General features: G+C 43.5%; 8 protein-coding genes. 2 read left to right on the top strand and 6 right to left on the bottom strand.

All coding sequences use genetic code 11. From position 1 onward, the window contains the following. Positions 1–9: 9 nt before the first annotated feature. A complete protein-coding gene (locus ABIC84_RS18635; RefSeq protein ID WP_091170888.1) occupies positions 10–222 on the bottom strand; it encodes a VF530 family DNA-binding protein in 213 nt (70 codons plus the stop codon). A 173-nt stretch (positions 223–395) separates the two neighbouring features. Here ABIC84_RS18635 and ABIC84_RS18630 point away from each other — a divergent pair, with 173 nt between their 5' ends. Continuing rightward, positions 396–4,700, top strand: a complete 4,305-nt coding sequence (locus tag ABIC84_RS18630) for a two-component regulator propeller domain-containing protein (RefSeq protein WP_429264506.1) — start codon at positions 396–398, stop codon at positions 4,698–4,700. An 18-nt stretch (positions 4,701–4,718) separates the two neighbouring features. Here ABIC84_RS18630 and ABIC84_RS18625 read toward each other — a convergent pair whose 3' ends face one another. Beyond that, positions 4,719–5,249: a hypothetical protein gene (locus tag ABIC84_RS18625; protein WP_426587619.1), complete on the bottom strand. Its 531-nt coding sequence runs from the start codon at positions 5,247–5,249 to the stop codon at positions 4,719–4,721. Between the two features lie 301 nt (positions 5,250–5,550). Here ABIC84_RS18625 and ABIC84_RS18620 point away from each other — a divergent pair, with 301 nt between their 5' ends. Next, positions 5,551–7,050 carry a malate:quinone oxidoreductase gene (locus ABIC84_RS18620; protein ID WP_426587617.1) on the top strand — a complete coding sequence of 500 codons (1,500 nt, stop codon included), beginning with the start codon at positions 5,551–5,553 and terminating at the stop codon, positions 7,048–7,050. A gap of 7 nt (positions 7,051–7,057) precedes the next feature. On the opposite strand, the gene ABIC84_RS18615 is transcribed toward ABIC84_RS18620, so the two are convergent. The 4 genes from ABIC84_RS18615 to ABIC84_RS18600 form a co-directional block, all read right to left on the bottom strand. Beyond that, the gene (locus ABIC84_RS18615; protein ID WP_429264505.1) at positions 7,058–8,068 is read right to left on the bottom strand and encodes an energy transducer TonB; all 1,011 of its coding nucleotides are present in this window, start codon (positions 8,066–8,068) and stop codon (positions 7,058–7,060) included. Between the two features lie 213 nt (positions 8,069–8,281). Beyond that, a complete protein-coding gene (locus ABIC84_RS18610) occupies positions 8,282–9,370 on the bottom strand; it encodes an efflux RND transporter periplasmic adaptor subunit (RefSeq protein WP_426587613.1) in 1,089 nt (362 codons plus the stop codon). Then, a complete protein-coding gene (locus ABIC84_RS18605; protein WP_429264504.1) occupies positions 9,367–12,528 on the bottom strand; it encodes an efflux RND transporter permease subunit in 3,162 nt (1,053 codons plus the stop codon). Before ABIC84_RS18605 ends, ABIC84_RS18610 begins: the two co-directional genes overlap by 4 nt. Beyond that, positions 12,525–13,931 carry a TolC family protein gene (locus ABIC84_RS18600; RefSeq protein ID WP_426587609.1) on the bottom strand — a complete coding sequence of 469 codons (1,407 nt, stop codon included), beginning with the start codon at positions 13,929–13,931 and terminating at the stop codon, positions 12,525–12,527. The genes ABIC84_RS18605 and ABIC84_RS18600 overlap by 4 nt, the downstream gene beginning before the upstream one ends. Positions 13,932–13,992 lie beyond the last annotated feature (61 nt).

Here is a 13,992-nt window from a genome sequence, read left to right as displayed (position 1 = left end):
GCTGTGATATCACACTATCTCCAAATACAACTCTTCTACCTTTTTTCTTGCCCAATCGGTTTTTCTCAAAAATTTGAGGCTTGATTTTATACTTGGATCATCGTTAAAACAATTGATCCGGATCCGTGTCCCCAACTCTTTCCAGCCAAAGTGAGCTACCAGTTCATTTAGGATCATCTCAAGGGTTTTGCCATGTAAGGGGTTATTGGGCTGTTGCTGCATATGGCAAAAGTAAATGTTTGTTTTGTTAAAATGGTATAACAAAATTTGTTGCCCTGCCGTTTAAATAGTAAATGATATTAGCTGATATTTAATAAACGGTAAATTTTATTAAATTTAATGCAGCCAATCATGCACGGTTAAACCACTTCTTCAATTTGCCCAAAAATATTTTAATGAATAGCTATAAGTGTTATCTTGTTTTATTGTTGCAAGCTATTTCGTTATGCGTGTTTTCACAAAACCGCCCCATTCATTTTCAGCATATCGGCAGCCGCGAGGGGCTTTCTGAGTTAAACATCAATTGTATTATGCAGGATAGCCGCGGCTTTATATGGGTGGGCACACGCGACGGTCTTAACCGTTATGACGGTAACAAATTCAAAGTTTTTAAAAACATCGTCAACGATACTAACAGTATCAGCAACAGCTTTGTTCAGGATGTACTTGAGGACAAAAACGGAAACCTGTGGATCTCGACCAGCGGTGGCGGTTTAAACATGTACGACCGTAAACTTGATCGTTTTATCCATTATCGCCATAATCGAAACAATACCAATTCAATTGCGAGCGATATTTTAGTTAAGATAGCGCTTGATAAAAGCGGCAACCTGTGGATCTCGAATCAAAAAGAAGGTCTTGATCAGTTTAATATTGCTAAAAAAAAGTTTACACATTACCGCTATAATGCAGCCGATGCAACCAGTTTAAGCGATAACAATGTCCGCACAGTTTATGTAGACAGTCAAAATAAGGTATGGGTGGGTACAACCTACGGGGGACTAAATCTTTATAAGCCTCAAAGCGGTGATTTTACCCGCTTTGTTCATGATGAAAGCATCTCTTCTTCTCTATCAGCCAACAAGGTCAATGCTATTTTGGAGGATAGCGATCATCGTTTATGGGTTGGCGTGAGTGATGGGGGCCTTAATTTGTTTAATCCGGCAACCCAAACTTTTACTCATTATAAGAATGATCCGTACAATAATAATTCCCTTTCGTACAACACGGTACAATGCATGGTCGAAGACAGTAATCATAACTTGTGGATAGGTACCGAAAACGGCGGGTTAAGTATTTTTAATTATGCCGAAGGAAAATTTAACAACCACTTTGAGGATGATGTGGATAACAGCAGCGTTGCTAATAACTCGGTAGACGTAATCCTAAAAGATAAGAGTGGGAATATATGGATCGCTGCATTTGCATCAGGCCTTAACTTTTATAAAAAAACAAGCGAAAACTTTATACACTACAAGCACGGCGCCCAGCCAAATAGCTTGTCAAATAACTTTGTATTAAGTATTTACGAAGACAAAAATAACAACGTATGGCAAGGCACAGATGGCGGCGGCCTCAATCTTTTCAACCCGGAGAAGGGCGAGTTTAAGGTTTATAAAAACAACAAAAACGACAATGCCAGTATTTGCGGCAACTATGTTTTGACTATACAGGAAGATGCGAAAAATAACCTGTGGATTGGCACCTGGGGCGATGGGGTAAGCATGATGAACCCGCAAACCCGCAGGTTCAGGACATTTAAACACAACCCGGACGACAGTACAAGCATAAGCGGCAATAACATTTATGCCATAACCAAAACACTTGATGGAAAACTATGGTTCGGCACGCTTGGGACAGGGCTTGATTTATTTGACCCTAAAACCAATAAATTTATTCATTACCGCCATAAATCCAATAACCCCAAAAGCATAAGCAGCGATAATATCAATTCGCTGCTTGGCGATTCGAAAGGTAACCTTTGGGTGGGCACTAATGATGGAGGCGTAAACCTGTATGATGCTGCAACTGATTCATTTAAACCGGTACAATACGAAAAACTGAACAGCGCGGTAGGCAACAACACAGCGCTCGACCTTTTTGAAGATCACCTGGGTAATATCTGGATCTGCACTTACGGCGGTATCTATCGCTTAAATCCTGCTACAGGTAAGGTTACAAACTTTAAAGCAAAGGATGGCCTTCCCAATGATTATGCGTACGCGGTTGAAGAAGATAACAGCGGTAATTTATGGATCAGTACTAATAAAGGCATTTCCAAATACAATCCTAAAACTAACCAATTCAGAAATTTCACCATTGAGGATGGTTTACAGGCCGACGAGTTTAAACCTCACTCGGCTGTAAAAAGTCATGATGGCACCATGTACTTTGGCGGGGTTAACGGGTTTAATATGTTTAATCCTGAAAATATCCGTGAAAATATATATAACCCTCCGCTGGTACTTACCGATTTTCAGATTTATAACAAATCTATCCGCGTAGCTCAAAACAGCGATGATCCTTGGCCCCTGAAAGAAGATATTTCCGAAACTAAAGCAATAACCTTAACGCATGATCAATCGGTTATATCGTTTGAATATGTATCTATGGACTTTGCCCTAAGCAATAAGGGAACCTATGCTTATTTACTCGAAGGCTTTGATAAAACCTGGAATTATGTAGGCAATAAAAACACGGCCACTTATACCAATCTGCCGGCCGGAAATTATGTATTCAGGGTGAAAAGCCGCAGCGCCGATGGAAAATGGTCTATCCGGCAGGTAAGCCTGAATGTTACTGTGCTTCCGCCTTTCTGGCTTACCTGGTGGTTTATCAGTTTGCTGATGCTCCTGATTGTAACGACCATTTATGCATTTTATCGATATAAAGTAAATGCTATAGTAAAACAAAAGAACCTGCTTGAAAAGCAGGTTAGCGAACGTACTGCCGAGGTAATGCAACAATCGGAAGAGTTGAAAACACAATCCGAAAACCTGCAGACCTTAAATGCCGAACTCCAAAATCAGTCAGAAGAGTTACAGGCTTTGAACGAAGAACTGCTTTCCCAATCGGAAGAGCTGCAACTGCAAAAAGAACAGGAACGTGAGGCCCGGGAAGAAGCTGATAAAGCTAACCAGGCCAAAAGCATATTTTTAGCTACCATGAGCCATGAGATCAGGACGCCCATGAACGGCGTTATTGGCATGGCCTCGCTCCTGGGCGAAACTGAACTGAATGCCGAGCAACGTGATTATACGGATACCATTATTTCCTGCGGTGATAGTTTGGTAAATGTGATCAATGATATCCTTGATTTCTCCAAAATCGAATCAGGAAAGATGGAAATGGAGCAGGAAGATTTTGACCTGCGCCAGTGTATCGAAGAGGTGATGGATATCTTTTCGCAAAATGCAGCCAAACGCGAACTGGAGCTGGTTTACCAGATTGACCCCGCCCTACCACAGCAGGTAATTGGCGATAGCTTGAGATTAAAACAGGTGCTCACTAATTTAACTGGTAATGCACTTAAGTTTACCGAACGCGGCGAAGTATTTATTAAAGTATTTTTATCCAAAAATATTGGCGATAAGGAAATTGAGATTGGTTTTAGCGTGATGGATACCGGTATAGGAATCCCGGAGGATAAATTGACAACTTTGTTTAATGCGTTTTCGCAGGTTGATTCATCTACCACGCGCAAATATGGAGGCACAGGGCTTGGCCTTGTGATCAGCCAGCGCCTAGTAAACTTAATGGGGGGCGAAATATGGGCTGAAAGTGTTTATGGAGAGGGCTCTGTTTTTGTATTCACCATAAAAGCTACTATCAGCAACAAACAGTCCAAACATGTACCTATTGTTTTTAATGCCGAAGAGCTGGAGGGCAAAAAGGTACTTATAATTGATGATAATAAAACAAACCGGTTTATCCTGCAAACGCAGCTCGAACAATGGGGAATCCAAACGGTGGCGGCGGCCTCGGGCAGGCAGGCGCTTGACATCCTTACTGCCAATAATGGATTTAACCTGGTTATAACCGATATGGAAATGCCTGAGATGGATGGCGTAGGATTGGCCCGGGAAATCAAGAGCAATTATGGGGAATTGCCGGTAATTATGCTCAGTTCCATAGGCGATGGTTCAAAGAAAAAATATCCGGGTTTATTTTCAACTATTTTAACCAAGCCAGTAAAACAATCGCAATTAGGTAAAAGCCTACAGGCCGAGTTCCAGGGGAAAAAACCGGTGCCGGCCCCTGAAGCAAAGCCGGATAGACTGCTCGATGTAAATTTTGCGAAAGATCACCCCCTTAGCATACTTGTAGCTGAAGATAACACGGTTAATCAAAAGCTCATTAGCCGCATGTTGGAAAAGCTTGGCTATAGTTTTGAACTGGCCCATAACGGGCACCAAACGCTGGATAAATTAAAGGCTAATCCAACCTTCGACGTAATTTTCATGGATGTACAAATGCCTGAAATGGATGGTTTTGAGGCAACCCGCCATATTCGTCAATATGCTTTTAAGCAGCCTTTTATCATTGCTATGACCGCTAATGCCGGCCCCGACGACCGGGATATGTGTATAAGTGAGGGCATGGACGATTATATTGCCAAGCCCATGAAAACCGATGCACTGATCAATGTTTTAAAGGGCGCCTACAAAATGATGAAGAATGTAAGGGGCAAGTATGTTTAACTGTTGAAAGCAAACTACTTATTGTGATGCCACGCCCCAATAACAACTGTGGCGGATTTTTTTAAGAATTGCCGGTGTTATGCTTGACACTTCATGCTGATATTTATTTTGGTTATTGAGTACGTACATGGTGCCGCTGATATTGTTATAAATATATGAGCATAAGCGCGCGTCTTCACCGTCTTCATCTTTCTTTACGTCAACTCTTATACCGTTGGTTTGGTTACTGGTGTCTGGTGTTAATGCCGGGGCCGACGCTTTTACCCAGTTAATGGTATAATTTATACTTTGCGGCGAAATACCATTAGTACTTTCTTTGTAACTTTTACTATCCTGAATAACTGCAAGCAAACATTTTACGCACGGATCGCCCACCGTTGCCTCTCCATATTTTTTGCGCGGATTATTGATCACGCTATCTTTTTTACCTGCAACGGTAACTGTTGTTTTTGAAATATCATTTGATGCAGGCTTCGGTTTGTTTTGTTTGCAGGCAAATATGGTCATCGCCAAGGCACAAAAACAAATACATGGTTTAAACAGAATCATGGTTTATAAATTAGCTCTTAACTTATATACATCATTTTAGCCGTTTTGTGTTATAGTGTTTTGATATACCAAATGCGGCATTAATCTATAAATTGAGTTTAAACAATTTAAACATAGATTTTATTGCATTTAATGGACAGGTAAAGGACAGTTTTTCTATAAAAATTTCTTAAAATTGCCTGATTTATTTTGCCGGGCCGGTTAATTAGCGGCAGGACTTAAACCATCATAACAATTTTAAAAAAACGGGGTTTACCTTGTTATAAATAACACTGCGGCATATGCAGGATATCATAATAAAATGACTAATAGCGGTACAGGTTCAAATTTAACAGTTGACGTGGTTTTAATTGGCGCAGGTATTATGAGCGCCACCCTTGGTGTAATGCTTAAAGAGCTGCAGCCCGATCTGACGATTGAAATTTTTGAACGCCTGGATGTTATCGCTGCCGAAAGCTCGGCCCCGATGAACAATGCAGGTACCGGCCACTCGGCATTTTGTGAATTAAATTACACCCCCCAGCTTCCCGACGGTAGCGTTGAAATAAAAAAAGCTATTAAAATTGCCGAGCAGTTTGAAACCAGTAAAGAGTTTTGGGCTTATCTTATTGAACAGGGCCTTTTAAATAACCCGCAACGTTTTATCCGTAAAGTGCCGCACATGAGCTTTGTTTGGGGCGAAGAAAACGTTGAATATCTAAAAAAACGTCAGCAGGCCCTTACCAAACATCACTTTTTTAAAGGGATGGAATACTCGGAGGATAAGGCTCAAATAAAGAAATGGATCCCGCTGGTGATGGAAGGACGCGACCCTGATGAAAAAGTATCGGCAACGTTTATGGATATCGGCACCGACGTAAACTTTGGCAGCCTTACCAGTGCGCTTATAGATGAGCTTAAACAAAAAGGAGGCGTAAACATAAGTCTTAATCATGATGTAAGGGATATTAAACGCAATGCCGACGGTACCTGGAAAATTACTGTGAAAGACAAGAACACAGGCAATAAAAGAAAATTGAATGCTAAATTTGTTTTTGTTGGTGCCGGTGGTGGTGCCTTGCCCTTGCTGCAAAAATCAGGGATCCCGGAAAGTAAAGGCTTTGGCGGCTTCCCGGTAAGCGGCCAGTGGCTGGTGTGTAACAACCCCGATGTGGTAAAACAACATGAAGCCAAAGTTTATGGTAAGGCATCGGTTGGTTCGCCGCCAATGTCGGTTCCTCACCTGGATACCCGGATGATTGACGGTAAACGAGCTTTACTTTTTGGCCCATATGCAGGTTTTTCAACCCGCTTCCTGAAAAAAGGATCATTGCTTGATCTTTTTGGTTCTATTAAGTTAAACAATATACTTCCCTTACTTGCTGTGGGGCGCGATAACTGGCCTTTAACCAAGTATCTCATCTCTCAGGTTATGCAATCGCCTGCCGACAGGCTTAACGCACTTAAGGATTACATGCCAACGGCCAAAGCCGAAGATTGGGACCTGGATATAGCCGGTCAGCGTGTACAGGTTATTAAAAAGGACGCCAAACATACTGGTGTGCTGGAATTTGGCACAGAGGTGGTTACCTCTGCTGATGGGAGTATCTCGGCCTTGTTAGGCGCCTCGCCGGGCGCTTCGACTTCGGTACCTATTATGATCCAGCTTATCGAACGTTGTTTTAAAAACCACGTCAAAACAGAGACCTGGCAGCAAAAATTCAGGCAAATGATCCCTTCATACGGTGTTTCATTGGCCAGTAACGAGGCTTTGAGCGATGAGACCAGGGCAAGGACGAGCAAAGTGTTGGGATTGGTTTAAAATTAACTTAGTGTTGTTCATAAGCCAGTGAAAAACTTATTGGTACAGAATAAATTACATCGACAGTAATGCCATAACTGGTGGCGGGTTTCCAGGGCGGGGATAAACGCATCACCCGTAAAGCTTCTTGAGCCAGGATTAGGTTCCCTTGTATGGAGCGAATATCGTGTAAGATGCCCTGCCGATCAACGGTAAAAGTTAAGATTGCCCGCCCCTGTATATTATGATTACGTGCTTCAAGCGGGTATACTATACTTTTCGCAAGGTAGCTTCCGAATTTGTTTAGCCCTCCCATAAATTCAGGGGCAGTATATTCCTTATTAAAAGAATATTTATTACCGCTTTTCGCATAGCTGTTCCCTGCAATCAGGTTGCCGCTTTTATAAGTCGCCTCATAGCGTAAAGTATCGTTTAAGGTTCCATTCCAGGCATCGTCTTTTAAACCGTCTTTTATAGGACCAGTACCGATTGTGTTTTTAAAATCATCAGAATAAAGAATTATAGTACCGTTGCCGTTTTCGGCTAATACGCGTCCTGTTGAGTCAGCGCACTGGGCAACGATTAATGTATCCTTTTTGTAAATTCCGGATAAATAAATTTTGCCGTTGGGATAGTATTCGGTTACATCGCCGGAAAGCCTGCCTTTTTCATAATTGCAAATACGCTTCCTTTTACCATTAGGAAAATATTCAATACAGGCACCTTGTAATTGCGCCTCTATTAAACCTGTATTCGAAACACCTTGAAGTTTGGGTTTCCCATTTAAATAATAATCATTTACGGGGAAAAGTTGGTTATCGGTACTGGAATCCGGTGTGGTTACCATTCGGATAAAATCAGCGCTATCTTTACTATTGGTTATTTTCGCTGATGGTGCCAGCCAGGGGGCAGCAACAAAATTCTTCATGTAAGCCATTACAGTGTCGCGTTGTGCGCTTACACGTTCGGTACAAAGGACAATCGCTATTAGTAATAAGGGAACTACTTTACGCATGGGTTCAGGTACAAATCTTATCAAAAAATCAGGTTAAGATAGCAATGAAATTTGAATTTCAAAATCGTTTTTTGACATGACGAAGGCAAAGGCTTGCGGATCGTCATTGCATATTACGGCAAATGATCTATAGAAAAGCTCACCTGTACCCTGATAGCACTGTTGCCCGTGTATCTGTCAATATTTCGATTGAAACCATGGGAATAATTTAAAACCTCTGTGTGATACATTGATCAACTATTGCTTAACAGGAAGAGTCGCACCCTCTTTCATCTCCTCATTGGCTTGTTTAACTACTTTATCGCCATCTTTCAGGTCACCGGTAATTTCTACTTTTTCTTTGTCTGTAAACCCTGTTTTTACATCTACCCATTTCGCTCTGCCGTCCACGAGTTTCACTACAAACTTGCGTTCCTGCGTGGTTACAACAGCCTTGTATGGTACCGTAAAGCCAGGATCAGGTCGATCCACGTTTAAGGTGATCTGGGCAAACATCCCGGGCTTAAGCTGTTTTTTTTGATTGGGGAAACTAAACTCCCATGTTTCGCTCCGGGTTTCTGAGCTGATCGCTTCCGATTTACGCGCAAGATTGGCTTTAAATACAACTCCCGGCAAAGCAGAAACGGTAAACAAGGCTTGGTTATCTTCTATTTTAGTGGCATTATAAGCCTCCGGTACCGGTACCTGGATCCTTAACAACGAGTTATCCTCTACAGTAAAAAGCAGGATTTTACCGGTATTATCCACATAATCGCCTTTAAAAATATTACGCGCGGTAACTACTCCGTTAAATGGCGACCGGATAACCAGGTAATCTTCTAATGCATGGTTAGCCTGGTTGGCAGCTTTGGAAGCTTCGTAAGCGGAGCTGTCTGTTTTCATTTGGTTGCGGGCAATATCCAGTTCATTATCAGATATAGCGCCGGGTGTTTTGGATGCTTTTAACAACCGCGAATAAACACTTTTACTGGACAGGAACTTAGAATAAGCTCCCTGGCTGTTACTGCGGCTCTGCGCCTCGCCGGCTTTTAGTTCCGGCGCGTCCAGGATACAAAGCACCTGGCCTTTACTTACCTTGCTGCCAATGTCCACTTTTACATCCTTTACATAACCGGCTGTACGGGCATAGATATTGGCGCGGTCGTTTGGTATAATTTCCCCGGTGAGGGTGAGTTTATTGCTCACCTTACCGGCTTTAAGCTCAACGATCTCTACAGGTTGTTTTGCCTGCGCTACTGTAGCTACCGGTGTCTTACTTTCATTGCTGCCGCAAGCCCCAAGTACCATCAACAGGCTTAATCCTAAATATATATGTAATGCTTTCATGCGTTTGGTTCGTTAATGGTAAAGTATTTGCTTTCCTTATCGTCAGGATCAAGTGAGATTAACTTAACCGGGCGATCGCCGGCTAAGGCATGATAGATCAGTGGTAAAATCAATAAGCTCAAGAGCAACCCGAATAATAACCCGCCTATTACCGCTATGCCTAAAGGCGCGGTCTGATCGCCGCCCTCACCTATTCCCGATGCCATCGGGACCATCCCTGCAATCATTGCAAGGCCTGTCATCAGGATTGGCCTCGTCCTGTCCCTGATCCCGATCAGAAATGAATTTTCGGCTCTTAGTTTACGATAGTTTTCTGCCTGGATGATAAACAGGATAGCATTGGCAACCGCCACGCCAATGGCCATAATACAACCCATGTAAGATTGAATGTTTAAGGTTTTACCCGTTAGCCACAGCAGTAAAAAACATCCGGTCAATACGCCCGGTATAATACCGATCACGATCAGCGAAATCCTAAATGATTGGAAATTAACGGCCAGCAGCAGGAATATCACGACAATAGCCAGCAGGACACCGGTTTGCAGTTCATCAAATGTTTGCTGAAACACTTCCGCCTGGCCTTGCTGCTGAATCTTCATACCATCGGGCAACTTCCCTAAACCTGCAATAATCTTATCAATGTCGTCGATGGCCGCGCCTAACGATTTGCCGTGCAGATTGGCCGTAAGCGTGATAAAGCGCTTTTGATTTAAACGGTCATACTCCCCTTCTATCCTACCCATCTTCCAACCGGCCACATCACGCATAAACACCTGTTTGCCGCCATTTGAACCCAATAGGATATTATCTACCTTACCAGGGTCGTTCATGACAAACTCCGGCACCTGAACTTGCACCTGGTAAGCAGTGGCATTAGCTTTATCCAGCCAGTAATTGGGCTGGGTAAACCTGCTGGAAGACGTGGCCGCGATCAGTGATTTACTTGCGTCATCTACCGTTAAGCCTAATTGTCCTAACCTAACCCGGTCAAACTCCAGTTTCATGGCGGGGTAACTTTGAGGTGCGCCATAGGTAATATCCCGCAGGTATGGCAATTTGTGTAGTTGATCCAGGATCCGCTGCGCAAAATCCCTGTCCTGTAATAAATTTTTACCCAATATCCTAATCTGTACAGGGGTATTGGTGCCCTGGCTCATCACCTGGTCTACCAGGTCCGACGGCTCAAAGGAAATTTGCATACCGGGTATTTTCAGGGCCACTTCTTTTCTCAAAGTTTCCTTAAAATCTTCGAGATTTATGCCTGCATTCTCCACGAAATTGACTTTAAGAACTGCTTCCTGGGGGCCGCTTGTCCATAAGTGGATGGCATTAACAGGGTATGACGAACCCTGGTTGCCGATAAAGGCAGAAGTAATGGCTATTTTTTGCCCGCCCGATAAACTATCTATCAGGGCCAGCAATGCTTTGGTTTTAGTTTCAGTACGCTCAAGACGGGTGCCATCGGCTAAACGAACCCTGACCTGGAATTGGCCTGCATCAACTTTAGGAAATAATTCTTTTCCTAAAACATTGAACAATAAAACCGCGGCAACCACAGATACCAACAAGTATACCGTAACAATCAATGTAGATGCGGTGGCGGCTTTTTTCAGCCATTTGCCATGCCGGTCTTTAAATTCACTCATCTTTTCACCCTCTTTCGCGTTTTCGCTCAAATGATCCTTAAAAAGCCAGTTGGCCATAACCGGGACAAAGGATTGTGAAAGCAGGAATGACGCAGTCATGGCCAAACCTACCGCTAAGGATAAAGGCAAAAACATTGCTTTGGGAATACCGGACATAAAAAATGCCGGAAAAAATATCGCAAGGATACATAGCAATATTAACAGCTTGGGTAATGCTATCTCTTTAGAAGCTTCCAGTATCGCCCGGCCTTTCGGCTCGCCTTTTTCCTGGTGATGATGGATATTTTCTATAGTAACAGTGGCTTCATCTACTAAAATACCAACGGCCAGCGCCAGGCCGCCCAAAGTCATGATATTGATGGATTGCCCGAATAATTTCAAACAAATAACCGCTGATAACAAGGCCAGCGGAATAGTAAGCACTACAATGAGCGAGCCCCTCCAGTCGCGCAGGAATAACAGTACCATGAGGCCGGTTAGCACGGCGCCCAATACCCCTTCTGTAGTTAAACTTTTTATCGAATTGATGACATAGCCCGATTGGTCAAATTCGTAGCTCACTTTGATATCCGGCGGTATGGCAGCCTGCATATCCGGCAATGCTGCTTTAACCCGTTGAACCACATCCCAGGTAGAAGCATCGGCCCTTTTGGTTACAGGAATATATACTGAGCGTTTGCCGTTAATGAGCGCATAACCTGATGTAATATCCGCCCCATTATCTACCGCGGCCACATCATGTACAAAAACAGCCGGGCCGCTGCCAGTTTTAATGGGAATATTAGCCAGGTCCTGGATATTTTCCACAACCGTATTTTGCGGCGTGATCAGCGTTTGATCGCCCACACGAATATTGCCTGAGGGGGTGATAACATTCCCTTTGGCAATGGCGGTTACCAGGTCCTGGGGTGTCACGTTGTAACTGCGTAATTTATCAGGATCCGCTTTAATGAGTACGGTTCTCTGGTTACCCCCAAACGGCGGCGGAGCGGAAACACCCGGCAGCGTTGAGAACATGGGCCTTACCTTAAACAAGGCCAGGTCCTGCACTTCGGAAAGGGAGCGCGTTGAGCTGAATACCAGTTGCCCTACAGGTACACTGCCGCCGTCAAAACGGGTAACAAAGGGAGATATAGTACCCGGTGGCATAAATGCCCTTGCCCGGTTCACCATCGCCACAACTTCACCGGTGGCCTGGCCCATATCCGTACCCTCATGAAAGTTCAGCTTTAGCAGGGTTACGCCTTGTATTGTCTTGCTTTCAACCGATTTGATGCCGGTAACATACAGAAAGTGGTATTCATAATAAGAAGTGATATAACCTTCCAATTGCTCGGCAGACAGGCCGCCATAGGTTTGTGCTACATAGATGGTTGGGGTGCCCAGTTTTGGAAAAATATCCACGGGCATATTGCGAATAGAAATTACGGAAAAGAAAATAATGGCGATAACCGCGACAATGATCGTTACCGGTTTTCTTAATGAACCATATAAAAGCTGGATGATATTCATTTTCCGTATTGATTTAAAAAGAGATCTATATTGCCCTGGTAAGCGGCCTTAGTTAATAAAGATTTCCAGGCTCCCCAATAAGCGATCTTAACCGAGGCTTCCGATTGGTAGAGCAATTGCAGGGATTGGATCACATCATAATAACTGATGAGCCCCGACTGATAGCGGGATTGTATAGCCTGGTAGGCGTACCGCGCAGCTTTCAATGCTTCCGGGGCCAGGCGGGCAGATTGTATAGCTTTTGTTAACGCGGAATCTGCTATTTCCCGCTCGGTATTCAAATGAAGTTCGGTTTGTTTAAGCTGCTCCCGGCTGGCCGCAATATTCAGTTGCTGCTGTTTGAATAATGGTTTCTGTCGAAATACTTCCAGGATAGGAAAAGAAAGCTGTGCGCCGATACCATAATTATACCGCTCAAAACGCCACCCATCACCATTATTAACGGACCCATCGGCGGCTACGCCTGATCCGCGGCCATAACCCACACTCCAGATAGTTAGTTTAGGCAAAAGGCTCCTTTTGTAGGTTTTAAGGGTTAACTCATTGGTCAGTACATTGGTTTTTTGCAAGCTAACCTCGGGATGTTCAATATCATCAGCATTGAGTGGAACAACAGGCAGGTTCTTAAACATCGCAGAATCTGCTACAGGGGCACCAGGTAAATCCCCCCCGGTAAGTTCTTTTAAAACGATCAGGCATGAATCCCTTCGGCGTTCAAAAGCTATGAGTTGTATCTGCGCTTTAGCCAGTTCGGCGTGAAAAGTAGATGAATCCGTTCCGGGTCTTAACCCGCTTGATACAACAGCCTGCGATTGTTTCAGGTGATAAGCATCCCTGCTGATATTACTTTGATAAACTTTAACCAGGTCGGCCGTAAGCAGGTAATTGAGCCAGGCATTAATCACAAATATCTTATGCTGAAAAACAGTAAGCGTTTCGTCGGCTTGCCCGTTTTTGAGTTTTCCCCTGGCCAATTCAACGGCTGCTCCACGCTGCCCAAAGGTAAAAGGCTCCCATTGCAGGTTCAGAGCTGCAGCACTTCCCGGTGTGCCTTTATAATCATTTGATTTGCTTGGCGGGCCGCTGATAGGTGTAATGTATTGCGGGTAGATCATACCCGTAATATTGTTGTAAGTAGCGTAATCTACCTGGTAAGATGCATTTATAGAAGGAATGATGCCGTTTTGCTGTAATTTAACGGCATATTGCAATCCCTGGGTCTGCAAACGTTTGGCTTTAATCAGCGGATAATTACGGGCTGCCGTGCTGAGCAGGGAATCAAGGTAAACGCTGCCGGATTGCTGTGCATGAAGCTGCTGATAAAACAACCCCATGGCCAGCATCAACAGTATAATTTTTGAGGTTTTAGCCTGATAAAATTTCGAATAGGTTTTTGAATACACTATATATAAATTTATGGTTGCAACGCTATAAACAATCTACAGGAAAAGCTTGAATAAAATT

This window comes from Mucilaginibacter sp. 3215 (assembly GCF_050433785.1).
Classification (GTDB): domain Bacteria; phylum Bacteroidota; class Bacteroidia; order Sphingobacteriales; family Sphingobacteriaceae; genus Mucilaginibacter.
The sequence above is the reverse complement of the archived record's forward strand: the minus strand, read 5'-3'. Positions and strand labels throughout refer to the sequence as shown.